We start from the raw sequence: 22,434 nt of genomic DNA, 5'->3' as shown, positions 1-22,434 counted from the left end.
TGTATAATTTTAATTTAATTGATAACCTGTTTTGCTTTTGGCTTATCTGCAGGCTTGGTCGTCGTGGTTGCTTTAGGCTTATCTGTTGAAGATTTAGCTGGCGCAGAATTCTGTTTCGGAGGATCATTTTTCGGAACATCCCTTTTTGGCGGAGTGACCGGAACAGGATCAACCGGCACAGGATCCGGGAAGTTAGGAACTTCTTCATATCTTACCGGAGGCAGCGTGGTATCAATCTTCATTCTGTACATCGAATTCAGCTCATTGATTTTGTTCATCAGCTCAGCAGGCGTTTTTTTACTGGCCCAAAGGTCAATCTGCATTCCCTGATCACGGACATCACCTGAGGCAGGATCCTGATAATACACAATATCATTTTCATTACTTCCACCATCTTCATAATCTACAATTCCCACTTCAAAAAGGTTTCTTGCGATGAGTGCCTTCGCCTCTTTTACGGTAAGTCCTACCACATTCGGAATACCGATATTTCTCATCGGGCCACTGCCGATTACCACATCAATAATTGAGAATCTCGGAATTTTAGTTCCCGGTTTAATGCTGTTTCCTTTAAATAAAATTCTTAAAATAGCATCTTTCTGAATGCTAGGTTCGTAAATGGTATCACCCACCTTCAGACCTACCTGATCCAGACGCTGGAAACCTAATCCTGAATATTTATTGATAACATCAGGAACGGAAACAGGAGCCCAGTTTCTTGGGTTTACCTTAAGTGTTACAGATCTTCCATTTTTCACACGGGATCCCGGTGCAGGATAAATCTGCAATACCTGAAAAGGTCTGTATTTAGGATCATATTTAAAGCTGTCTACTTCATATTCCAATCCGGAATCATCCAGAATTTTTACGGCATCGTGTACAGATCTGTTGACCACATTCGGAACCTGTATTTCATCGCCGTGATGGGTATGAATCTCCAGCCAGCGGAATGTGAGGTAAATTAAACCTACAAAAACTCCGGCTGCAAGAATTAAATTCAGGAGAACTCTCCAGTTGAATAGCGATTTGAGCATATTGATAAACTCTTTATTTGTAACGGCAAATATAATTAATAATTTTAGAATAGAATTTATTTAAGAATTTTTGGCTGTCGTTTAAATTTTACAAAAATCAGCTCCGGCAATATCTAAAATCATTAAATTTGCCTTACTTGAAAGATACATTTAGCTATGAACAAAACAAATGTAGCCGTAGTAATGGGCGGCTATTCCGATGAGTATAAGGTTTCTCTGAAAAGCGGACAACTGATTTTCGATTCTTTAGACAGAGATATTTACGACGTATATAAAATCGTAATTCTGAAAGACGAATGGTATTTTTTGGATGAAAACGAAAATAAATACGAAATCAACAAAGGAGATTTTTCAGTAAAATTATCTGATGAAAGAACGTTGAAATTTGATGTTTGCTTCAATATTATTCACGGAACGCCTGGTGAAAATGGTATTCTGCAGGCTTACTGGGATGCGATCGGACAAAAATATACAGGTTGTGATTTTTATCAAAGTGCTTTAACTTTTAACAAAAAAGACACCTTAGCAGTACTTTCAAAATATGGAATCCCATCTGCGAAAAGCGTTTATTTAAGAAAAGGAGAAGAGATTAATGTTGATGAAATAGTTGAAAATTTAAAACTTCCGGTATTTGTAAAACCCAACCAATCCGGATCTTCTCTTGGAATTTCTAAGGTGAAAGAAAAATCTGAACTGATTGCTGCCACCGAAATTGCATTTAAAGAAGACGATGAAATTTTAATTGAAAGCTTCCTTGATGGAATGGAAGTTTCTGTTGGAGTAATTGATTATAAAGGCGAAACCATCGTCTTGGGAATTACAGAAATTGTTCCTCAGAATGAATTTTTCGATTATGAAGCCAAATATGAAGGTGCTTCTGAAGAAATTACACCTGCAAGAATTGACGACGAAACAAGAATTAGAGTCGAAGAAATAGCCAAAAGAGCCTACAATTCTCTTGGAATGAGTGGTTTTTCAAGAAGTGAATTTATTCTGATGAACGGCACACCGTACATGCTTGAAATGAATACCAACCCAGGTTTTTCTCCGGCAAGTATTCTTCCGCAACAGGCAAAAATTTATGGAATTTCCATTAAAGATCTTTGTGGAAATGAAGTGGAAAAAGCTTTGAAAAAGTAGGAAGATGAATGTTGGAAGGCGGAAGTTTGCACTTGGCTTTTAACATTCATCTTTAATTTAAATAAAATATAGTTCAGTGGGGAGAGTTTAACATATTAAAACTTTAAACTCAAAACCTAAAACCCAAAACTTTTCACGCATGAAAATTGCCGTTTTTCCGGGATCTTTTGACCCGATTACTTTAGGACATTATGATATTATTGAAAGAGCAGCGGCACTTTTCGACAAGGTGATTATTGCGATCGGACAGAATTCTTCAAAAAAATACATGTTTCCGCTTGAGAGACGAATGGAATTCATTCAAAACTCTGTTGCTGAATTTCCGAATGTGGAAGTCGATCATTTTGAAGGACTGACCGTCGATTACTGCTTCGAAAAAAATGCCCAGTTCATCCTCAGAGGCCTCAGAAATCCTGCTGATTTTGAATTTGAAAAAGCCATTGCTCACACAAACCGAACTTTAGCCCACAAAAAACTGGAAACTGTTTTTCTTTTAACCTCATCCGGAAAGTCTTTCATTAGCAGCAGCATCGTGAGAGAAATCATCAACCACGGCGGAGAATATGAACTTTTGGTTCCGGAAGCGGTGAGAGTTGAAAAATAAGTAATGAGTAATGGGTAATAAGTAATATAATAACACAAATGGATTTTAATCAAATTTTCAGAGACCGGACTAAGAAATTTTCTTTAGAAATCATCAAAAGTCTATCTCCACTGCCCTATTCTGATGCGGTTTCAATTATCAGAAAACAAATCATTAGATCTTCAACTTCTGTCGCATCCAATTATCGTGCGGTTTGCAGAGCAAGATCGGAGAAAGAAAAATTTGCAAAAATCTGTATTGTTGTTGAAGAAATTGATGAAACCCAATTCTGGTTAGAAATCATCGAAGATTTAGAGTATCTTGAAGATAAAAAATTACTATTATTAAAATCAGAATGTGAAGAACTGGTAAAAGTAATGACCACATATAAACATAAATTATCTCAAAATTTATAACGTTCGTAATTACTCATTACCCATCACTTATTACCTATAGACATGCACGAGCAGCTCAACTTCATCATAGAAATTCTCGGGACGATCTCTTTTTCGATGTCGGGAAGTTTTGCTGCGATGCAGAAAAGGCTGGATCCGTTTGGGGTTTTGATTATTGCATTCGTAACGTCGGTTGGTGGTGGAACCGTAAGAGATTTATTACTGGACACTCCCGTTTTCTGGATGCACGACCTTCTGATGTGCGGACTGATTCTGGCAACCAGCATTTTCTCCATGATCTTTAAGTCGATTGAGAAAAATTTTAAAGTCACCCTTTTTATATTCGACAGTTTTGGGTTGGGATTATTTACGATCATTGGCGTTCAGAAAGGTTTAAATTTAGACATTCATCCTTTAATCTGTATCGGATTGGGAACGATCACCGGATGTTTTGGTGGAATCATACGCGATATTTTACTGAACAGAATTCCACTGATTTTCAGGAAAGAAATTTATGCGAGTGCCTGTATTATTGGAGGTTCTACCTTTTTACTGCTGACGCATTTTACCACACTTTCGTATACTTTCATTCAGATTTTTACGATTTTAATGATTGTAAGTGTAAGAACTTTAGCTGTAAAATACCATTGGCAAATCCCGAAATTTTATGGGTATGAAAGTAATTCTGAAATGTAAAAAAACAAAAAATGCACCTGATTTCTCAGGTGCATTTTTTATTTAAAATTTGTTTCTTAAAACTTCCCTCTCTGTCTCATGTGAGGATTGTGAACGTGTTTTTGCATCGTTGGCATTTTCAGCTGAGCCTTCATTGTTTTAATGTGCTCGGTCATCATTCCTGCAGTATCCAGTCTTTTAGCTTCTTCCAAAAGTTTCTGCCCTTCCTGTTTTCTTCCTTTAGAAAGTGCTGCTGCAGCCAGATTTAAAGTAGCCATTGCACGGTCATGCTTCATATTCAAACCATAATCCAGCGCTTTTTTCATATAAGGTTCTATTTTCGCCGGGTTATCCTGAGCTAACGTTAAACCTTGCAGATAATGGAAATAACCGTATTGGTTTTTATCAAGCTGAGAAGTATAATTGGTGATTTTTGTAAGCCAAACTCCTGCTTTCTCCATATTTTGTTTTCTCAGTTGCCAGAAAGCCAAAAGAATATACTCGTTTTTAAAATAAAGGAAAACCGGAACAGCCGCAAGAATCACCAAAACGATTCCCCAACCGATGTTTCTGTTCATCATCAGATAAACTGCTGCTGCAATAATCAGGGCAGCGATAACAAATTTTATGTATTTGTTCATGTTTAAATTTTAGAATGGCAAAGATAATGAATTCAATATTCAATATTCAATATTTAAGGTTGATTAAATTCAGTATTGTCTGGATTTGATTCATCTATTTCAAATCTCAAACGTCAAATCTCAAATCTTCTCATAAGTTTGAAAGCTGAAATCATATTCATTCTTCTCATCTTTTTCATGATGAAATTCTTCTTTCAGTTTCCAGATTTTAGGATCAATTTTCGGGAAAAACGTATCTGCTTTAAGTTGAGCTTTTACTAAGGTTACTTCAAGTTTATCAGCAATATCCATTGTTTGTTCATAAATATTTCCACCACCGATGATGAATACATTTTCATCGATTTTTTTTGCAAATTTTAAGGCTTCTTTTATGCTTCCAACAATTAAAATCCCTTCCTGAAACCAGTTTTTCTTTCTTGAAACAACAATATTGGTGCGGTTTGGAAGTGGCTTACCAATACTTTCGTAAGTTTTTCTGCCCATAATAATCGGATGTCCGGAAGTAAGATCTTTAAAGTGTTTCAAATCTTTCGGAAGATGCCACAGGAGTTTGTTATCTGCTCCTATTTCGTTCTTCTCGCCCATCGCCACCACAATTGTTGTCATTCTTAATATTTTTTACAAAAATAGCACATAATTTGTATATTTGGAAAACGCAAAAATTAAAAAAAACATACAGACTATGAAAAACAAAGGCTGCCTTAGCGCAGGAACTATCGGAATTGCACTTCTTGTAATTGTTGCAATTGCTTTCTTCTGGGGGAAAAACGGTTACAATAACTTCGTTGCTAAAGAAGCGATTGTAGACAACAAATGGTCTAACGTAGAAACGGTATATCAAAAAAGAGCCAACCTGATCCCAAATCTTGAAAGAACAGTGAAAGCTTACTCTAAATTTGAGCAGGAAACTTTAACCAAAGTAATCGAAGCAAGATCTAAAGCAACTTCAATAAACATTGATCCTACAAATATGACCGAAGCTGATTTGGCAAAATTCCAGGCTGCACAGGGAGAATTATCAGGAGCATTGAGCAGATTGATGGCGGTTGTAGAATCTTATCCAAACTTGAAGGCAGATCAACAGTACATTAATTTCCAGAGCGAATATATTGCGATTGAAAACAGCATCAGATCAGAAACTGTTTATTACAACGAAGCTGTGAGAGATTACAATACCTCAATCAAGCAATTCCCTTCTAACATCATAGCGAATTTCACCAACTTTAAAGAAAAACCATCTTTCAAAGCAGCTGCAGGAGCAGAAAAAGCACCGGATGTGTTTTCAGAATAATTAAAACAAACGTGAGCAATTTCCTTACAGATCAGCAGATCGCATTGCTTGTAGATGCGATACAGTCGGCGGAAGATCATTCTACCGGCGAGATCAGGGTGCACATCGACTCCAATACTGAAAACAAAAATGCTGACAGAGCTTACGATGTTTTCAAAGAACTTTGCATGAATAAGACCGCAGAACTCAATGCGGTTCTTTTTCATGTTAATTTTGAACAGAAATATCTCACGATTATCGGCGACAGAGGAATTCACGAGAGAGTACATCAGTCTTACTGGGATGCTCTGCATGATGAAATTACCGCTGGCTTTGCTCAGAAGAAATTTTTCGAACCGCTGCGGGATGCCATTTTAAAAACAGGTTTCGAACTCAAAAAATATTTTCCGGTGACGGGAGAAAACACCAACGAACTTTCCAATGAAATTACATTTTCATAAATCCGTATTTTCATTTATTCTACTCTGCTTTTACGCTTTCGTATCAGCACAATATAGCATTCCCGAAAAACCCAAATTGCTTTATCCTGTCTATGATGAAGCCAAACTTTTATCGAAACAGGAAACTGATGAGTTAAACAAAAAACTCATCGCTTTTTCAGATTCCACTTCTACCGAAATTGAAGTAATCATTATTCCTTCCACTAAAGGTGAGGACATTAATTTTGTTGCCACGATGATCGGCGAAAAATGGGGAATCGGGCAAAAAGGAATAGACAACGGAGTCGTTTTTCTGATTGCCACTGAAGACAGAAAGCTCGCAATTCAGCAGGGACGGGCCGTTGAGCAATATTTAACAGCATCTACTTCGAAACAGATTATCGATTACATCGTGACTCCACATTTCCGTGAAGGAAACTGGTACGAAGGCATCAACCGCGGGACTTCTGCGATTATGGAAGCCGTTCAGGGTAAATTCAAACCTATTGAACGGAAGAAAGAAAACGATTTTGATCTGGGCCAACTTCTTTTAGTTGCCTTTGTAATCATCATTATTCTCATCATTATTTTTAAAAACCGCGGCGGCGGGAACGACGATGACGACGATGTAATCATCACGCGACGTGGCAGAAGAAATTATCCAGGCGGATTTTTCCCATTCCCTTTCCCAGGCAGTTTTGGCGGAGGTAGCTTTGGTGGTGGAAGTTCCGGCGGTGGCGGCGGAGGTTTTGGCGGCTTCGGCGGTGGCGGAAGTTTTGGTGGCGGTGGTGCTTCGGGTGGATGGTAAAACATTGATTACAAATATTCTGTATTCAGTAATTTTTACTATTTTTACAAAAAATAAGATGATGTCAGCAAGAAAATCTTTTTTCCGAAACTTGAAGAGCATTCCCCTTACTCCAGAAACAGAAAGTGCTTTTGTACGTGTTGCCCATAAAATCAGTTCCAGCAATTCTAAATCTCAGGTCGTTAAAATTGGAAATAAATTTTTCAGAGTAAAAGAGCTCGGATAGAAATGAACATTGCATTTACAACAATAATTGTTTTTATCATTTTAGCCCCCGGTTTTTTAGCTCGTATAGCATATCACTCATCGAAATTAAGCGTAAGTAATCCCAACAAAAATATTGTCAACGAATTGACATTATCAATTATTCCAGCATTGATAATACAGATTGCCGGTATTTTTCTGGTCAATACATTTTCGGATTTTCTGATTGATTTTCAGACTCTCGGTCATCTTATTTTAGGAGCTACAAATAATAATGCTATTGGTAATAATTTTAAAAAGATTGATGAATTCAAATATCAGATATTTTTTTATAATCTTTTTGTATTTTCATTTGCTTTTTTCAGTGGATACATCATTAGAAGATTGGTTCGCATTACTAAAGCTGATCGTAAAATAAGGTATTTTCGTTTTTCAAACAAATGGCATTATATATTCTCTGGAGAATGTCTGGATTTTCCCGATGTTCCTGATAATTATGAAAATATAACAGAAAAAATTGTAAATGTTTTATGTAAAGTAAATGGTAAAAACGTGCTTTATACAGGTACATTGTTCAATTACTTTATTGATGCAAATGGAAATCTTGAAGCTGTACATTTGAAATTTCCAATACGAAGATTGTTGGAAGATGATGATGAAGAAGATTATCATAAAAAATATTATGAGATTGAGAGTAGATATTTGGTCATTCCCAATAATGATATTATAAATATAAACTTTCGATACTTCAATTTGGTAGAAGTTAATGAGCAAGATTTGACACCGGAAGAATTAAATAATATCATTTCGTTAAACGAAAATAACTAATCTTCATATTTTAACAACCTTTCATCATACAGATAGAAAAATTACAACTGTCATTCACACACAAAGATTGGATAGGTAATTTTGTTGTGCTTACCAGTAAGACATTATTTAAACGACACTCTATCATTAAAATTTCATTAAAAACCGTCAACAGCCACAAATTTCTAAGCAAATTTTCATTATATTTACTGAAAACGGGTTTATGAAGAAAACACTGGTGGTTTTTGCCCATCCTTATCTTGAACACTCTACTTCAAACGTTGAACTCATCAATTTCTACGTTCGTCATCAGCATTATACACTTCGTGATCTGTACGAAGAATATCCTGATTTTCACATTGCCGCTTTCAGAGAAAGAAAAAGACTGCAGCAGTACGACCGTTTTATATTTCAGTTTCCGATTATCTGGTTCGGGATTCCACCTCTGCTGAAGCTGTGGATTGACGAAGTTTTCGACCGGAACTGGGTGAAAGAAGGCGAAAACAATCCCTTGAAAGACAAAGAAGTTTACATCGTTGTAACAACAGGTGGCAAAGAAAGATCTTTCACAAAAGAAGGCACTTACAAATACACCATCGATGAGATCATCAGCACGCTCATTGTTTCTTTAAATGTTTTCGGTGCCAATATTAAAGACATTACCATTGTTTACGAAGCCAATAAACTGTCAAAAAAAGAAATTATCCTTCACAAAAAAAAATTTGTAGAAATCCTAAATCAATAATATGGAATCCAGCATCGCGATGAACACCCTGATTTTTTTAGGCGTTGCCATTATTATGGTTCCGCTGGCCAGAAAATTGGGCTTAAGTTCGGTGATAGGCTATATTTTAGGTGGAATTATCATCGGACCTTATCTTCTGAGACTTACCGGAAATGACGTCAACGATATTATGCACGCCAGCGAATTTGGCGTGATCATGTTGCTTTTTCTGGTCGGATTAGAACTGGAACCGAGAAAATTCTGGGAGATGCGGAAGAAAATTGTCGGACTTGGGCTTACACAGATGGTTCTCACCATTTTTATTTTATTCATCATCTTCATCACAGCAGGTTGGAATATGAACAAAGCCATCGCCGTCGCCATGTGTTTTGCATTATCTTCTACCGCAATTGTTTTACAGACTTTACAGGAAAAAAACAATCTGAAAACTCTGGCCGGCGAAGCTTCCTTTTCCACACTGTTATTTCAGGATATTGCCGTAATTCCAATTCTTGCGATTCTGCCGGTTTTGGCTCATACCAAAGCAAAGCATAATGACAATGAAGTTCAGATTTTAATTCAGAAACTTCCGGACTGGCTTCAGGCAGGAACCGTAATTTTCGGTGTTGTAGCCTTGATTTTATTGGGAAGATATGTTTTTGTACCGTTTTTAAGGTATGTTTCGAAAGCGGGAATGACAGAATTACTTACAGCCACTTCCCTTTTTCTCGTGATTGGAGTTTCAGAACTGATGGTTGCCATAGGTTTATCACCTGCATTAGGAGCATTCTTGGCTGGCGTAATGTTAGCAAATAGTGAATTCCGTCATGAACTGGAAGCGCATATTGATCCGTTCAAAGGTCTTCTGCTCGCTGTGTTTTTTGTCAGTGTCGGTTCCACGATGAATTTTAATGTGATTGCTGCTGATCCAACATTTATCTTCAGTACCGTATTTGTGGTTTTGACAGTAAAATTCGTTGTTCTTTTTGCGATCGGGAAATTCTTTAAAATCGACAGTCCTCAGAGTTTATTTTATGCTTTTGCCCTTTCTCAGGTGGGTGAATTTGCTTTTGTTTTGATTAATTACGCATCAGATTTATCACTTTTCAGCGCAGAAATGAATGCCCAAATGATGGCCGTGACAGCAATTACGATGTGCATTACTCCGATTCTTCTGATTATTAATGATAAAATAATTACTCCAAGATTTCTCAGGGAAGTTCCGGAGACTCAATCCGATTTCAATATTTTAGACAGCGATATTTCTCAGAAAAAAATCATCATTGTAGGTTTCGGGCATTTCGGAAGTACCGTGGGAAGACTACTGAAAGCAAATAAAATCACCGCAACAGTTCTCGACAGAGATTCTGACCGTGTGAAACTGTTGAGAAGTTATGGTTTTAAAGTCTATTATGGTGATGCGACCAGAATTCCAGTTCTGAGAGCTGCAGGAATTGAAGATGCCGAAATTTTGGTTCTCTGTTTGGATGATCCCGATGACAACAGATTTGTTGCTGATCTGGTGCGTGAACAATATCCTGACGTGAAAATATTTGTCCGTGCAAAAAACAGAATTGATGCTTACGCCTATCTCGACAACGGAATTGACAATATTTACAGAGAAACGTTAGGAACTGCAGTCGATATGGCTGTTGATGTTCTGCAGGAAACCGGAATGCGGAAATATGCAGCAAGACGTTTAGGGCAAAGGTTTATGGCGATCGACAAAGCCTCCATCCGTAAACTGGCGAAATCAAATGACGATGAAGACATCCGGCTTTTTACTACAAGAGAAATCCTCCAAAGAGAGGAGGATTTGTTGGCTTATGATAATTTAAATCTTGAGAATAAAGACTGGGAAACCTCATCAGCCGAAGGTGAAGAGGAAGGCGACAAATAGTTTACTGTAAACTTACACTTCCCCCACTGCTTTCTTCTTTCGAAACGGTGGTCACATTTCCTTTTTTAATTCCTTTGATTGAACCTCCTGAAGAAGCATGAGCTTCAAATTTAGAAGAAACACCAATTTCAACATTTGAACCGCTTGAAGATTCTGCTTTTACGTTTTCTGCAACTACCTCTTTTGCCGAAATTGTACTTCCTGATGATGCATTTAAAACGGCACCTTTAGTTTTTCCTGAAATATTCACTTCTCCAGCTGAAGAGGCTTCTACATTAAGATTTACAGCCCAGATTTGTCCTTTAAAAGTGCCGCTGCTTCCGGCGTCAATATCCATTTCATTGGCCTCGAGTTTGCCCGAAATATGACCTGAACTTGAAACTTCCACATCGGTTTTATCCTGTGTAAACTGATCTCTTACCACGATAATTCCTGCAGAATTAGCTTCCAGTTTTTTGAAATCTTTCGCATAAATTTTAGCTTTCACATTATTTGTATTCATCACGCGGAAACCGTTTTTGTAATGAATATGCAATTCTCCGCCACTGTTATCCACCAGAACTTCATCGATAATATTGGCAGGGGCAGAAATAACGACCCTTTCCACATCAGATTTTATCACCTCAGCTTCGATTGCCTGCGAAACTTCAATTTCGTCAAAATCTCCTTTAAATTCTTTCTGTTTTAAAGGTCCGTGATCCTTATTGGTAACGTCCGGAAGCCATGTTGACTTTCCGTTTTTGCTTTCGTTTTCTTTGCACGATGACAAAGTAATGATTCCTGATAAAAGTAAAATAGAAGTGTATTTCATATTTAAATTATTTGATTGGTTTCTGATTTTACATGCTACCGCTTTAATTTCATCAGTTTTAAGATGGAAAATTGTGGCGGTTTGATGTTTTGATGTTTTAAAGTTTAGTTTTTAATATCTTTATACTTTAATAACAACTAAATTATGAAATCTCTTACAACTGACAAGAAAAACAGTTTTAAAATCAGATAAGAGTTTGATAATTATATTTAAATAATAAATTCTGCACATGAAAAACATTTCATCAGTATTATTAATTTCTGCTTTGGCATTCAATTATTCCTGCACTACCACAATGAAAACAACCGACGTAAAACAGGAAATTCCTGTTACTGACGCTTCACTTTCTACGAATCCGTTCATGAAGAAAAGCAAACTTCAATATGAAGCTCCCGAATTTGATAAAATTAAAAACGAACATTTCAAACCTGCTTTTGAATTTGGTTTAAAACAGCACGATGCTGAAATCCTTACAATTGCCAACAATTCTGAAGCGGCAACTTTTGAAAATACGCTTGTAGCCTTGGAAAAAAGTGGTGAAGTTTTGAAAAGAGCAATGATTACATTTTCAAATCTAACGAGTGCCAATACCAACCCTACGCTTCAGGCTTTAGACGAAGAATTCGCTCCTATTTTCGCAGCACATTCTGATAAAATGTATCTGAATGAAAATCTGTACAAAAGAATTAAATCTATTTCAGACAATGGTTTAGATTCTGAAAGCAAAAGACTTCTTCAATTTTACAAACAAAATTTTGAAATCGCAGGAGCCAATCTTTCCGCTGCTGATAAAGAAAAATTAAAGCAGGTCAATCAGGAGATGGCTTCACTTTCTACTCAGTATTCAAATAAATTACTGGAAGCAAGAAAAGAAGGTGGAATCGTTATCGATAACGTAAAAGAATTAGACGGACTTTCAGCTGATGAAATTGCAGCTGCTGCAGCGGACGCAAAAACTGCAGGAAAAGAAGGAAAATATCTTTTAGCGCTTCAAAATACAACACAGCAACCTGTTTTACAAAACCTGACCAACCGGGCCACCCGTGAAAAAGCTTTCAAAGCTTCATGGATGAGAGCTGAAAAAGGTGGAAACAGCGACACGAGAGCAACCATTGAAAAACTGGCACAATTAAGACTGAAAAAAGCGCAGATTTTAGGCAAAAAAAGCTTCGCAGAATGGAAACTGCAGGATCAGATGGCGAAAAATCCTGACGCTGCCGTAAAATTAATGAACCAATTGGCAACTCCTGCTGTGGAAACCGCAAAACGTGAAGCAAAAGATATTCAGGATCTGATTGACCAGCAGAAAGGAGGTTTCAAATTAGAGCCTTGGGACTGGAATTTTTATGCTGAACAGGTGAGAAAAGCAAAATTTGATTTAGATGAAAACCAAATCAAGCCGTACTTTGAAATCACAACTGTTCTGGAAAAAGGAGTTTTCTTCGCCGCCGAAAAATTCTATGGCCTTACATTTAAAAAGAGAACCGACCTTCCGGTGTATCATCCTGATGTGGTAACTTATGAAGTTTTCGATCATGACGGAAAATCCCTGGCCATTTATTATTTAGATTTCTACACAAGAGATTCTAAAAATGGTGGTGCGTGGATGAGTAATTTTGTTGAGCAATCATATCTCCTCGGAACAAAACCAGTGATTGTCAACTGCTATAATTATCAGAAACCTGCCGCCGGAAAACCTTCATTAATCAGTTATGATGATGTAACAACCATTTTCCACGAATTTGGTCATTCCATCCACGGAATGTTTGCGAGTCAGAAATATCCTTCACTTTCAGGAACCAATGTACCGAGAGATTTTGTGGAATTCCCTTCTCAGATTAATGAACACTGGGCATTAGATCATGTAGTTTTAAAAAATTACGCACTTCATTATGAAACAAAACAGCCGATTCCACAGGCTTTGGTTGATAAAATTAAAAAAGCGGCAACTTTCAACCAAGGTTATATGACGACTGAACTGGTTTCTGCAGCAGCTCTGGATATGGATTGGCATTCTGTAACCAATGAAAATCAATTGCTTCCGGTTTTAGACTTCGAAAAGCAATCATTAAATAACCACGGATTTAATTTATCAACCGTGCCGCCAAGATACCACACACCTTACTTTGCACACATTTGGGGTGGCGGTTATTCGGCAGGTTATTACGCATATTTATGGTCTGAAACTTTAGACAGTGATGCATGGGAATGGATTGAAAAAAATGGCGGACTGACGAGAGAAAACGGTGACCGTTTCAGAAAATACATTCTGTCTGTCGGAAATTCTGTTGATTTGAATCAGGCGTTCAGAGATTTCACAGGACATGATCCGGATATTAAGCCGTTGTTGAGAAACAGAGGTTTTATTAAATAAACTATAGGGAAGCATTCATTTATTTGGATGCTTTTTTTAGTTATACGAATGGCTCGAATTTAATGCGAATTATCCCGAATTTAGGCTCTCGCTGATTTTGCTGATTAAGCTAATTTTTTTCAAACATAAAAAATCTGTGGAAATCTGTGCAATCTGTGCGCTATTTAATTTCTCACAGATTTCACGGATTTACACAGATATGAGTGTAATATTCTTCGAGTAAATTTGTAACAGGAGATAAGTTTTGGCTAAAGCCAATCGGATCAATTTAAATTACAGACGGGCTAAAGCCCATCCCTATTGAACCACGCTTTGTGTAATTCGTGAAAAAATATTCGTGTACATTTGTGTTTTAAAATTAAAATCAAAAAAAATGAACTGTCCATGCTGCTCCGGAAAAACGTATGAAGAATGCTGTAAACCTTTTCATACAGGAGAAAAATTTGCTCCGACCGCTGAAGCTTTGATGCGTTCACGATTTTCGGCATTTGCTATTCCAAACGGGAAATATTTAATGGAAACCACCTCACCCAGCAAAAGACAATTTCACAATACCAAAGATTTACAGGAATGGGGAGAAATCAACCAATGGACGAAACTGGAAATCGTCAGTAAACCATCGATGAATAAAGTAGAATTCAAAGCATATTATACGGATGAAGACGGAGAAAAAAATATTCATCACGAATTATCGACATTCAAAATGATCCAAAACCGTTGGTATTATGTTTCTGGAGAATTTTTGGACTGATAATTTAACCACAAAAACTTTTAACACATAAGTCACAGAGATTTTTCTTGGTTTGAAAACATTTTTATAACACTATAAATAAAAAATCAAAGATTTTTAAAGTGAATGTTTGCACTATCCTACATTCTAATAATAAGCATACAATGAAAATCTTTGATTTTCAACTCTTATGTGTTCTAAAATATTTTCAAAGTTTTCAAACTAAAACTAATATGACTGATGTGTCAAAATTTCCCGCATATTAAACTTTTTGAACTTTTATTTTCAAAATAATGAAACTTCAATAATTAAAATTTCTATTGTGACTTTTGTGGTTCAGGTACGCATAAAAAAATGTCCAGCATTTCTGCCGGACATTTTAATTTTATGTAGAAAACTCTTAGTGAGCCTCGTTTCCGTCGATACCGTGAGCATGACCGTGAGACAATTCCTCTTCCGTTGCAGGACGGGTATTTAAAATCTCAACCTGGAAATCCAAAACTTTCCCAGCCATTGGGTGGTTAAGGTCAGCAATTACAGCTTCTGGCGTAACGTCTACTACAAAAGCCTGGAAATTATTTCCTTCGTTATCTGTTAGAGGTAAAATAGCTCCCACTGGTGGAAGTCCACCATCACCGAACATCTCAATTGGCAATTGAGCAATCGCATCTTCCTGTTTTTCACCGTAAGCTTCTTCCGGCTGAATCACGAAAGCAGCAGTATCACCAGCAGTTAAACCGTGGATATTCTGTTCAAATTTAGGAATCATCATTCCTACACCATATAAAAATGTAAGCGGATTTTCTGCTGTCGTTTCTTCTACAAGGATTTTGCTTCCATCCTCTTCGATAGTGTGAAGAACGTACTTTACAGCTACCACATGATTGTTATCAATTGTCATATTTCTTTTTTTGCGTGATTTTTTTCACGATTAAACGGCACAAATATACTGTTTTTGAAGGAATTGATTCATTAATTATCATTAAAGAATCATCTGCGGCATACTAATTTTTATTTTTTGCTTCCGCCTTTTTCTTCTGTCTCAAAACATACAGATACAGACTTTCAACCTTCGCTCTTGCCCAATCTGTTTTTCTCAAAAACTTCAATGACGAACTGATGCTTGGATTATCGGTAAAGCATTTGATGTTGATTTGTTTTCCCAATTCCTCAAAGCCCTGATAATATTCTACCAGTTCCTCAAGAATGGCATCGAGACGTTTTCCGTGTAAAGGATCTTTTGACTGTTGCTCCATAGTTTGGCAAAGTTAATTATTTCATTTCTAAACCTCATCTAAACCTCATAGGTTTTCAAAACCTATGAGGTTTCATCCTTCAAACTTACTTATAACAATGCGAGATACTCAATTCTAAACCTAACGGGTTTTTAGAAACCCGTTAGGTTTGCTGTTGCAAATGAGGTTGCTTCGAGCAAAATATTCTGCATTTTATCACAAACAATAGTGAAACAAACAAAATGCAACTGCGGGTAGTCACAAACAACCTGTTTTAGTTAAATGTAAACTGCATTTGGTTACAAACAACGGTGAAACAAACAAACTGCAACTGCATTCTATTATAAACAGGTTGTTTTAAACAAAATGCAGACTCCGGAAGTTACAAACAAGGTTGTTTTAAACTAACGGAGATCGCCGGAAGTCACAAACACTGTTGTTTAAAACCAACGGAATACTTCTGAAATTATAAACGGGGTTGTTTTACAAAAAAAAGAAATTTCTATTTTTTTTAAACCGACAACTTGAAAAAACAGAATTTAAATTGATAAAAACCGTAGATAAAATGATTGTTTTCAGCATAAATTAGAATTAAAAATCTAATAGGTTCAAACACAGAAGGGAACATCTAAATTACTTTCGATTTAATGTTTTCTCTAAAGAATAGATTAATTTAGCTAAACCGATTTCAAAATTGAATGAACATACAATAAATTTGAGATGAGCAGAAATACAGACGCCAATAAAAAAACATACAATAAAATAATCGCCAACAAGAAGCGGAAAATTCAGGAAGCTGAGCTGAAAAGAAAGAACCGCCTGAAGGAAATGCGTGAAAATACGAAAGCTAAATTAGCCGCAGAAAAGGAACAAGAAGACGAAATAAAATGAAAATCCTCCACACCGCCGACTGGCATTTAGGCAAACGTCTTGACCGTTTTTCACGACTCCAAGAACAGGTTTTGGTGATGAACGAAATCGTTGAGATTGCAGACCGCGAAAACGTGGATCTGGTTTTAATTGCCGGAGATTTATTCGATAATTTAAATCCAAGTGTTGAGGCGACAGAACTTTTCTATAAAACTTTAAAACGCTTATCTTTAAACGGAAAACGCCCAGTGATCGCCATTTCAGGAAATCACGATTCACCGAGTCTGATCGATGCGCCAGATCCTTTGGCAAGAGAATGTGGAATTATTTTGATCGGTCATCCGAAAGCTCAGATCACGCCTTTTGAACTTGAACATTTTAAAATTTCAAAAACCGCGTCTGGTTTTATCGAACTGGAATTTAAAAACCATAATTTTCCTGTCAGAATCCTTCACACGCCTTATGCGAATGAAGTGCGTCTGAAAGAGTATCTGGGAGAAAATAAGGACGAGGAACTCAACCAGGTTTTGAGAGAGAACTGGAAGCAAACTGCCGATGAATTCTGCGACGAAGACGGGGTCAACCTTTTGATGGCTCATTTATACATGAATAAAAAGGGGGCGCCGATGCTGGAAGAACCTGAAGGTGAAAAACCTATTAAAATCGGAAATGCAGACCTGATCTGGTCGGATATTATTCCGCATCAGATTCAATATACGGCTTTGGGGCATCTGCACGGTTTTCAGAACATCGGAACTGCGGAAAAACCTGTCGTTTATTCTTCTTCGCCCTTGTGCTACAGTTTCAGCGAGGCCGGACAGACAAAATATGTTTCCATCATTCAAGCTGAACCTAAAAAAGCCATTTCATTTGAAAAAATTGCTCTGGAAAATGGTAAACCTTTGGTCAGAAAGACCTTTGATTCTGTAGAAAAAACCATTGAATGGCTTAAGGACAACCCAAACACGCTGGTTGAACTCACGCTGGAAAGCGAAACTTTTTTAAAGGCCGAAGAAAGAAAAGTGATCTATCAGTCTCATGGCGGTATTGTGCATTTAATTCCAAAAATTAGAAATCAGGACTTTAATGATAATAATTTGAGCGAAATTAATCTTAATCAGGATATTCAGGCGCTGTTTAAAGATTATTTTAAATCTAAAAACGGCGGTCAGGAACCGAATGAAGATTTAATTAATCTGTTTAATGAGATAGCTTCAGGTAAATAACAATCAAGGATTTTTCTTAATCTGCAATATATTTTAAACCGCAAAAGAGACCAAAGAAGATTATTAAAATGTAGAAATTCAAAAGTTTGCAAAATGTAACATTTTTATTTTGCACACTTTGAAAAAATTTAAACATCAAAATCTTTCTCTTTAGCGGAAAAACAAAACACACATTTAAAATGATTCCAATTCAACTCACTTTAGAAGGTCTTTACTCATATCAGGAACGTCAGAAAATCGATTTCGAAAGCCTGACGGAAGCTGGCTTGTTCGGTATTTTCGGATCGGTAGGTTCCGGGAAATCTTCTATTTTGGAAGCCATTTCTTTTGCGTTGTATGGCGAAACTGAACGTCTGAATTCGAGAGATAAACGTGCTTACAACATGATGAATCTCAAATCAAATAAGTCTCTGATTGAATTTGATTTTATTAATTATGAAAATAAAAAATTCCGTGCAAAAAGAGAATTTAAACGGAATTCAAAGAATTTTGAAGATGTAAAAACGCCCGAAGTCACTTTCTATGAATGGAAAAATGACAGTTGGATTCCTTTGGAACATTCCAGTGCGGAAAGAATTATTGGGCTGAGTTATGCTAATTTTAAGCGGACAATCATCATTCCTCAAGGTCAGTTTAAAGAGTTTCTTGAACTGGGAGCGACCGAACGGACGAATATGATGAAGGAGATTTTCAGTCTTCACCGTTTTGATTTGCAGAAAAATGTTTCGGATCTTAATACCAAAAACAAATCTGAACTCGATCAGCTGGAAGGTCAGCTGAAAGGTTTTGAGGAAGTGAACGAGGATCAGATTTCAGCACAGAAAGAACATTTGAAACTCGAGCAGCAGAAATTTGAAGAGATTAAAATTCAGTTTAAAACCATTGAGGAAAAATACCAACAATTAAAAAATCTAAAGACCGATTTCGAATCGTTAAAACAGAAGAAATTTGATTTTGAACAACTCAGTTTGCAGAAAACCGAAGTTGACGAACTGGAAATTAAAACGGAACTTTTCGATAAAGTTTTCAGGATCTTCACACCTATTATTGCAGAGAAAAATAAGCTGGAGAAGGAAATTTCAGAACAACTGAAAAATAAAGAAAATCAGTTTAAAATCTTACAGGAAACTGAAGCCAGATTTGAACATATTAAAAGTAAACTGGCTGCGATTCTTCCAAAATTCGAAGCTTTGGAGCAATCTAAAATTCAGGAAAATGATTTGAGCCTGATCCTGAAAATGCTGGAATATTCTGATGATATTAAAACTTTAAAAGTAAGAACTGAAAAAGGTTCAGAGAAAGTAAAAGAGGTTGAAGCTACACAGAAATTAATCCAAAAAAGAATAAGTGAACTTTCCGAAAAGACTGAAGCTTTAAAACCTAAAAAAATAGATTCCAATACTTTGATTCATGTTGGAAATTGGTTTTTGGAGCATAAAAATTTAGCGGAATCAGCAAAAAATCAAACCGGAAAGATTGAAGAAGCTCAGATTAAAATTGAGAAACTTAATGCTGAACTTATTCCTTTTGCTGTCGATCCTGAAACCTACAAGGAAGATTTTAAACAGAAATCTGATGCTTTAGAAACGGAGGCGAAAAAACTTTCGGAACGTCGAAGCCAGCTTGAAGTTCAGCAGAAATTGGCTCATTTTGCCGGAGAACTGCACGACGGAGAATCCTGTCCGCTTTGTGGTGCACTCGAACATCCGAATATTGTAGAATTTGATGATGTGAATGCTGAATTAACTGAAATTAAAAAACAGATTGAGCAAACCGAAATTCAAAAGAATACCTACCAAAAACAAGTTTCTGAAATTGAAAAAATTCTTGACCGGAAAAAGATTTTTGAAGACCAACAGAAAGCTGAGCAGGAAAATTTAAATCTGATCAAAATTAAGACTGAGACTCACAGAAAAAACTTTATCTGGACAGACTTTAATGCTGACAATGAAGCGGATTTTGAGCAAAAACGTCAGCAGTCCCTTGAAATTGAAAAGCAGATCGAAGAACTGACACAACAGATTTCCGGGCAGCAAAAAACTCTGGAAAAAGAGCGTGAACATCTGGAAAAATATAAAAAAGCTTTGGAAGAATTTACACTTGACGAAGCTAAAAAAGAAGAGCAGATCAGAACGAGCGAAGCAAATTTGAAAATTTTAAAATGGTCAGATTATAAAGAAAAAGAAACTGCTGAGATTGTAGATACTTATAAAAAACTTGCACAATCCAATCTTGAAACTGAGCAGAATTATCAGCAGCTTGTAAAAGATGAAAAGGAAATTTCACCTAAAGTAGCGGAACAGACAACGATTGTCAGTCAGCTGAAAACAAGAATTTCCGAACTGGAAAAAGAGATTTCAGAAAATAAAAACATCTTAACGAAATCCTTAGTTGAAAATAATTTCATTGATGTAAAGGCTGTTCAAAATATTCTTGTGCAGGAAATTAATGTGCAGCAGGTGAGAAATACCATTCAACAATTCAGAATACAGTTTGAAACACTTAAGAACGGAATTGCCGATCTGGAAACCAAGCTCAAAGATTTTTCTTTTGATGAAGAACAGTTTGCTGAAGCGGAAAATCAGTTTAAAACTGCTGAGAGTAATTTGAAACTCGCCAACGATTCTGTCGTAAAAATCAGTTCGGAAATTGACCGGCTTGAGAAAGAATTTAAGAAAAAAGAAAATCTTCTTTTGGACTTGGCTAAAGTTCAGAAGCGTCGTGAAAATTTAGCAATCATGCAGAATCTGTTTAACGGAGCTGGATTTGTGCGGTACATTTCATCTATTTATCTGAGACAGTTATGCGACCACGCCAACGTCCGTTTTCACCGGATGACGAGGAATCAACTAAGTTTACAGTTGAACGAAAACAATGATTTTGAAATCATCGATTACCTCAACGAAGGCCGCAGCAGAAGTGTAAAAACCTTATCTGGCGGACAGGCTTTTCAGGTTTCTCTGAGTCTCGCACTGGCTTTGGCAGAAAGCGTTCAGACCAATGCACAGTCGGAGAAGAATTTCTTTTTCATCGACGAAGGTTTCGGAACACAGGATGTAGAATCGGTAAACATTGTCTTTGAAACGCTAATGAATTTACAGAAAGAAAACAGGATCGTCGGCATCATTTCGCACGTGGAAGAACTGAAAGAAAAAATTCCGGTTTCACTGCATATTACAAAGGATGAGGAAAGGGGAAGTTTGATTGAAGTGGTATAAACGTAATTGATTGATTTTACGATTATAACAAACTAATATCATTTTCTTTAAAGAAAATATAAAATTATTGCTTAAGATTACAAAAATAATTATATATTTAAATCACATTCATTTTCATGATTTGTGTTTTGGTTTAGGTACAGAGCAGTTGAAAAAACTGCTCTGTTTTATTTTATATAACCCATCAGATAGGAATAATTTCACAGTAAAATAATCCTCATTCAGGGAATTTTAAAGATCAATTTCAGACAATTACTCTCCTCTTACAGAAAAAAACTCCACAGAAAAATTTCCTGCAGAGTCTAACCTTATTTTACCTGTTGTGCAATTTCATTTCCGAAAAGCTCAATCGATTTTCTCATCACGTCATCGGCCGGATCGCCAACGTCCATGTGACCGATGAATCTGGTGATTCCGAAGATCTCTTTCATGTAACTGATCTTATCTGCAACCTGATTGGCATTTCCAATAAACAAAGCCCCGTCTTTGCTTCTTCCGCCTTCATACTGCATTTTTGAAAAAGGTGCCCAACCTCTGGACTTCCCTATCCTGTCCATCTGAGATTTGTAAGTATCAAAATATCCGTCAATCACATTCTGGTCTTCGCTTACAAAAGTGTGCGAGTGAATGGCAATCTGCATTTCGGATTCCGGATGACCGGCTTTCAGGTATTCCTGTTTGTAAAATTCAATCAGATTCTTAAACTGAACCGGCATTCCGCCAATGATTGCAACAATTAAAGGCATTCCCAATTGCGCTGCACTTAAAACGGACTGCGGAGTTCCGCCCACAGCTCTCCAAATTGGAAGTTTACCACTGTTTTTCGCTCTCGGATAAACGGTTTGATTCTGCATCGGAGCACGCAGTTTCCCCGACCACGAAACGTTTTCTTCAGAATTAATTTTTAACAGTAATTCTAATTTTTCATCAAAAAGCTGCTCGTAATCATTCAAAGAATATCCGTACAAAGGAAAAGATTCAATGAAACTTCCGCGACCTACAAAAATCTCGGCTCTTCCGTCTGAAATGAGATCTAAAGTTGAAAAATCTTCATATACTTTCACCGGCTCAGATGAACTCAAAACTGTTACACCACTCGCCAGTTTGATATTTTTGGTAACACTTGCTGCGGCAGCTAAAAGCATTTCCGGTGAAGAAACTGCGTAATCTGCACGGTGATGTTCTCCCATGGCAAATACATCTATTCCGACCTCATCCATCAGTTTTACCTGACCGATGATTTCGCGGATTTTCACTCCTGCGTCTCTGTATTTTCCGGTTTTCTGGTCGAAGGCGACGTCGCCGAACATTCCTATTCCTAATTCCATATTATTAATATTTATAGAGCA

Annotated in this window: 23 protein-coding genes; 16 read left to right on the top strand and 7 right to left on the bottom strand. The window is 36.7% G+C overall.

From position 1 onward, the window contains the following. Nucleotides 1–14: 14 nt before the first annotated feature. Nucleotides 15–1,034, bottom strand: a complete 1,020-nt coding sequence (locus tag IC610_RS16955; protein WP_191737901.1) for a PASTA domain-containing protein — start codon at nt 1,032–1,034, stop codon at nt 15–17. A gap of 156 nt (nt 1,035–1,190) precedes the next feature. Here IC610_RS16955 and IC610_RS16950 point away from each other — a divergent pair, with 156 nt between their 5' ends. The 4 genes from IC610_RS16950 to IC610_RS16935 all read left to right on the top strand — a co-directional run bounded on the left by IC610_RS16950 (nt 1,191) and on the right by IC610_RS16935 (nt 3,848). Continuing rightward, nucleotides 1,191–2,174 (top strand): D-alanine--D-alanine ligase, encoded by a 984-nt coding sequence (locus tag IC610_RS16950; RefSeq protein WP_191737900.1) that lies wholly within the window; start codon nt 1,191–1,193, stop codon nt 2,172–2,174. A 139-nt stretch (nt 2,175–2,313) separates the two neighbouring features. Next, nucleotides 2,314–2,778, top strand: coding sequence for a pantetheine-phosphate adenylyltransferase (gene coaD, locus IC610_RS16945; RefSeq protein ID WP_056074748.1), 465 nt, complete (start codon nt 2,314–2,316; stop codon nt 2,776–2,778). A gap of 38 nt (nt 2,779–2,816) precedes the next feature. Then, nucleotides 2,817–3,173, top strand: a complete 357-nt coding sequence (locus IC610_RS16940; protein WP_191737899.1) for a four helix bundle protein — start codon at nt 2,817–2,819, stop codon at nt 3,171–3,173. Nucleotides 3,174–3,215: 42 nt separating this feature from the next. Further along, the gene (locus tag IC610_RS16935; protein ID WP_056074750.1) at nt 3,216–3,848 is read left to right on the top strand and encodes a trimeric intracellular cation channel family protein; all 633 of its coding nucleotides are present in this window, start codon (nt 3,216–3,218) and stop codon (nt 3,846–3,848) included. Nucleotides 3,849–3,904: 56 nt separating this feature from the next. On the opposite strand, the gene IC610_RS16930 is transcribed toward IC610_RS16935, so the two are convergent. Both IC610_RS16930 and IC610_RS16925 read right to left on the bottom strand, forming a co-directional pair. Then, on the bottom strand, nt 3,905–4,468 hold the full coding sequence (locus IC610_RS16930; protein ID WP_191737898.1) for a DUF2892 domain-containing protein: 564 nt from the start codon (nt 4,466–4,468) through the stop codon (nt 3,905–3,907). Nucleotides 4,469–4,588: 120 nt separating this feature from the next. Further along, the gene (locus IC610_RS16925; protein WP_191737897.1) at nt 4,589–5,074 is read right to left on the bottom strand and encodes a dihydrofolate reductase; all 486 of its coding nucleotides are present in this window, start codon (nt 5,072–5,074) and stop codon (nt 4,589–4,591) included. A gap of 76 nt (nt 5,075–5,150) precedes the next feature. Between IC610_RS16925 and IC610_RS16920 the strand changes: the two genes are divergently transcribed. From IC610_RS16920 to IC610_RS16890, 7 genes are all read left to right on the top strand, one after another. Beyond that, nucleotides 5,151–5,759, top strand: coding sequence for a LemA family protein (locus tag IC610_RS16920; protein WP_056074756.1), 609 nt, complete (start codon nt 5,151–5,153; stop codon nt 5,757–5,759). A gap of 11 nt (nt 5,760–5,770) precedes the next feature. Continuing rightward, on the top strand, nt 5,771–6,199 hold the full coding sequence (locus IC610_RS16915) for a TPM domain-containing protein (RefSeq protein WP_191737896.1): 429 nt from the start codon (nt 5,771–5,773) through the stop codon (nt 6,197–6,199). Further along, complete coding sequence (locus tag IC610_RS16910) at nt 6,180–6,986, top strand: TPM domain-containing protein (RefSeq protein WP_191737895.1); 807 nt, start codon at nt 6,180–6,182, stop codon at nt 6,984–6,986. Before IC610_RS16915 ends, IC610_RS16910 begins: the two co-directional genes overlap by 20 nt. Beyond that, nucleotides 6,877–7,212 carry a hypothetical protein gene (locus IC610_RS16905; RefSeq protein ID WP_191738026.1) on the top strand — a complete coding sequence of 112 codons (336 nt, stop codon included), beginning with the start codon at nt 6,877–6,879 and terminating at the stop codon, nt 7,210–7,212. Before IC610_RS16910 ends, IC610_RS16905 begins: the two co-directional genes overlap by 110 nt. A 2-nt stretch (nt 7,213–7,214) precedes the next feature. Beyond that, a complete protein-coding gene (locus IC610_RS16900) occupies nt 7,215–8,018 on the top strand; it encodes a hypothetical protein (RefSeq protein ID WP_191737894.1) in 804 nt (267 codons plus the stop codon). Nucleotides 8,019–8,220: 202 nt separating this feature from the next. After that, a complete protein-coding gene (locus IC610_RS16895) occupies nt 8,221–8,742 on the top strand; it encodes an NAD(P)H-dependent oxidoreductase (protein WP_056074764.1) in 522 nt (173 codons plus the stop codon). Nucleotide 8,743: 1 nt separating this feature from the next. Beyond that, nucleotides 8,744–10,621, top strand: coding sequence for a monovalent cation:proton antiporter-2 (CPA2) family protein (locus tag IC610_RS16890; RefSeq protein ID WP_191737893.1), 1,878 nt, complete (start codon nt 8,744–8,746; stop codon nt 10,619–10,621). Between the two features lies 1 nt (nt 10,622). Here IC610_RS16890 and IC610_RS16885 read toward each other — a convergent pair whose 3' ends face one another. Further along, nucleotides 10,623–11,432, bottom strand: a complete 810-nt coding sequence (locus IC610_RS16885) for a head GIN domain-containing protein (protein WP_191737892.1) — start codon at nt 11,430–11,432, stop codon at nt 10,623–10,625. A gap of 229 nt (nt 11,433–11,661) precedes the next feature. Between IC610_RS16885 and IC610_RS16880 the strand changes: the two genes are divergently transcribed. After that, nucleotides 11,662–13,806 (top strand): M3 family metallopeptidase, encoded by a 2,145-nt coding sequence (locus IC610_RS16880; protein ID WP_191737891.1) that lies wholly within the window; start codon nt 11,662–11,664, stop codon nt 13,804–13,806. Nucleotides 13,807–14,179: 373 nt separating this feature from the next. Further along, nucleotides 14,180–14,557 carry a YchJ family protein gene (locus IC610_RS16875; protein ID WP_191737890.1) on the top strand — a complete coding sequence of 126 codons (378 nt, stop codon included), beginning with the start codon at nt 14,180–14,182 and terminating at the stop codon, nt 14,555–14,557. Nucleotides 14,558–14,936: 379 nt separating this feature from the next. Here IC610_RS16875 and IC610_RS16870 read toward each other — a convergent pair whose 3' ends face one another. Together IC610_RS16870 and IC610_RS16865 are read right to left on the bottom strand one after the other, a co-directional pair. Next, complete coding sequence (locus IC610_RS16870) at nt 14,937–15,437, bottom strand: FKBP-type peptidyl-prolyl cis-trans isomerase (RefSeq protein WP_191737889.1); 501 nt, start codon at nt 15,435–15,437, stop codon at nt 14,937–14,939. 103 nt (nt 15,438–15,540) lie between these two features. Next, nucleotides 15,541–15,792, bottom strand: coding sequence for a VF530 family protein (locus IC610_RS16865; protein ID WP_191737888.1), 252 nt, complete (start codon nt 15,790–15,792; stop codon nt 15,541–15,543). Nucleotides 15,793–16,491: 699 nt separating this feature from the next. On the opposite strand from IC610_RS16865, the gene IC610_RS16860 reads away from it, so the two are divergent. From IC610_RS16860 to IC610_RS16850, 3 genes are all read left to right on the top strand, one after another. After that, nucleotides 16,492–16,662, top strand: a complete 171-nt coding sequence (locus IC610_RS16860; RefSeq protein ID WP_165592829.1) for a hypothetical protein — start codon at nt 16,492–16,494, stop codon at nt 16,660–16,662. Next, nucleotides 16,659–17,867 carry a metallophosphoesterase family protein gene (locus IC610_RS16855; RefSeq protein ID WP_191737887.1) on the top strand — a complete coding sequence of 403 codons (1,209 nt, stop codon included), beginning with the start codon at nt 16,659–16,661 and terminating at the stop codon, nt 17,865–17,867. The genes IC610_RS16860 and IC610_RS16855 overlap by 4 nt, the downstream gene beginning before the upstream one ends. A 179-nt stretch (nt 17,868–18,046) precedes the next feature. After that, nucleotides 18,047–21,085 (top strand): AAA family ATPase, encoded by a 3,039-nt coding sequence (locus tag IC610_RS16850; protein ID WP_191737886.1) that lies wholly within the window; start codon nt 18,047–18,049, stop codon nt 21,083–21,085. 308 nt (nt 21,086–21,393) lie between these two features. Here the strand turns inward: IC610_RS16850 and IC610_RS16845 are convergent, their stop codons facing one another. Then, nucleotides 21,394–22,413, bottom strand: a complete 1,020-nt coding sequence (locus IC610_RS16845) for an LLM class flavin-dependent oxidoreductase (protein WP_191737885.1) — start codon at nt 22,411–22,413, stop codon at nt 21,394–21,396. Between the last annotated feature and the right edge of the window lie 21 nt (nt 22,414–22,434).

It is taken from the genome of Chryseobacterium caseinilyticum, assembly GCF_014837145.1.
GTDB lineage: Bacteria > Bacteroidota > Bacteroidia > Flavobacteriales > Weeksellaceae > Chryseobacterium > Chryseobacterium caseinilyticum.
The sequence above is the reverse complement of the archived record's forward strand: the minus strand, read 5'-3'. Positions and strand labels throughout refer to the sequence as shown.

Excerpts from the sequence above, each read along its gene's own strand:
- IC610_RS16955 (WP_191737901.1), bottom strand. The coding sequence starts at position 1,034 with ATGCTCAAATCGCTATTCAACTGGAGAGTTCTCCTGAATTTAATTCTT.
- IC610_RS16950 (WP_191737900.1), top strand. The coding sequence starts at position 1,191 with ATGAACAAAACAAATGTAGCCGTAGTAATGGGCGGCTATTCCGATGAG.
- coaD (WP_056074748.1), top strand. The coding sequence starts at position 2,314 with ATGAAAATTGCCGTTTTTCCGGGATCTTTTGACCCGATTACTTTAGGA.
- IC610_RS16940 (WP_191737899.1), top strand. The coding sequence starts at position 2,817 with ATGGATTTTAATCAAATTTTCAGAGACCGGACTAAGAAATTTTCTTTA.
- IC610_RS16935 (WP_056074750.1), top strand. The coding sequence starts at position 3,216 with ATGCACGAGCAGCTCAACTTCATCATAGAAATTCTCGGGACGATCTCT.
- IC610_RS16930 (WP_191737898.1), bottom strand. The coding sequence starts at position 4,468 with ATGAACAAATACATAAAATTTGTTATCGCTGCCCTGATTATTGCAGCA.
- IC610_RS16925 (WP_191737897.1), bottom strand. The coding sequence starts at position 5,074 with ATGACAACAATTGTGGTGGCGATGGGCGAGAAGAACGAAATAGGAGCA.
- IC610_RS16920 (WP_056074756.1), top strand. The coding sequence starts at position 5,151 with ATGAAAAACAAAGGCTGCCTTAGCGCAGGAACTATCGGAATTGCACTT.
- IC610_RS16910 (WP_191737895.1), top strand. The coding sequence starts at position 6,180 with ATGAAATTACATTTTCATAAATCCGTATTTTCATTTATTCTACTCTGC.
- IC610_RS16900 (WP_191737894.1), top strand. The coding sequence starts at position 7,215 with ATGAACATTGCATTTACAACAATAATTGTTTTTATCATTTTAGCCCCC.
- IC610_RS16895 (WP_056074764.1), top strand. The coding sequence starts at position 8,221 with ATGAAGAAAACACTGGTGGTTTTTGCCCATCCTTATCTTGAACACTCT.
- IC610_RS16890 (WP_191737893.1), top strand. The coding sequence starts at position 8,744 with ATGGAATCCAGCATCGCGATGAACACCCTGATTTTTTTAGGCGTTGCC.
- IC610_RS16885 (WP_191737892.1), bottom strand. The coding sequence starts at position 11,432 with ATGAAATACACTTCTATTTTACTTTTATCAGGAATCATTACTTTGTCA.
- IC610_RS16880 (WP_191737891.1), top strand. The coding sequence starts at position 11,662 with ATGAAAAACATTTCATCAGTATTATTAATTTCTGCTTTGGCATTCAAT.
- IC610_RS16875 (WP_191737890.1), top strand. The coding sequence starts at position 14,180 with ATGAACTGTCCATGCTGCTCCGGAAAAACGTATGAAGAATGCTGTAAA.
- IC610_RS16870 (WP_191737889.1), bottom strand. The coding sequence starts at position 15,437 with ATGACAATTGATAACAATCATGTGGTAGCTGTAAAGTACGTTCTTCAC.
- IC610_RS16865 (WP_191737888.1), bottom strand. The coding sequence starts at position 15,792 with ATGGAGCAACAGTCAAAAGATCCTTTACACGGAAAACGTCTCGATGCC.
- IC610_RS16860 (WP_165592829.1), top strand. The coding sequence starts at position 16,492 with ATGAGCAGAAATACAGACGCCAATAAAAAAACATACAATAAAATAATC.
- IC610_RS16855 (WP_191737887.1), top strand. The coding sequence starts at position 16,659 with ATGAAAATCCTCCACACCGCCGACTGGCATTTAGGCAAACGTCTTGAC.
- IC610_RS16850 (WP_191737886.1), top strand. The coding sequence starts at position 18,047 with ATGATTCCAATTCAACTCACTTTAGAAGGTCTTTACTCATATCAGGAA.
- IC610_RS16845 (WP_191737885.1), bottom strand. The coding sequence starts at position 22,413 with ATGGAATTAGGAATAGGAATGTTCGGCGACGTCGCCTTCGACCAGAAA.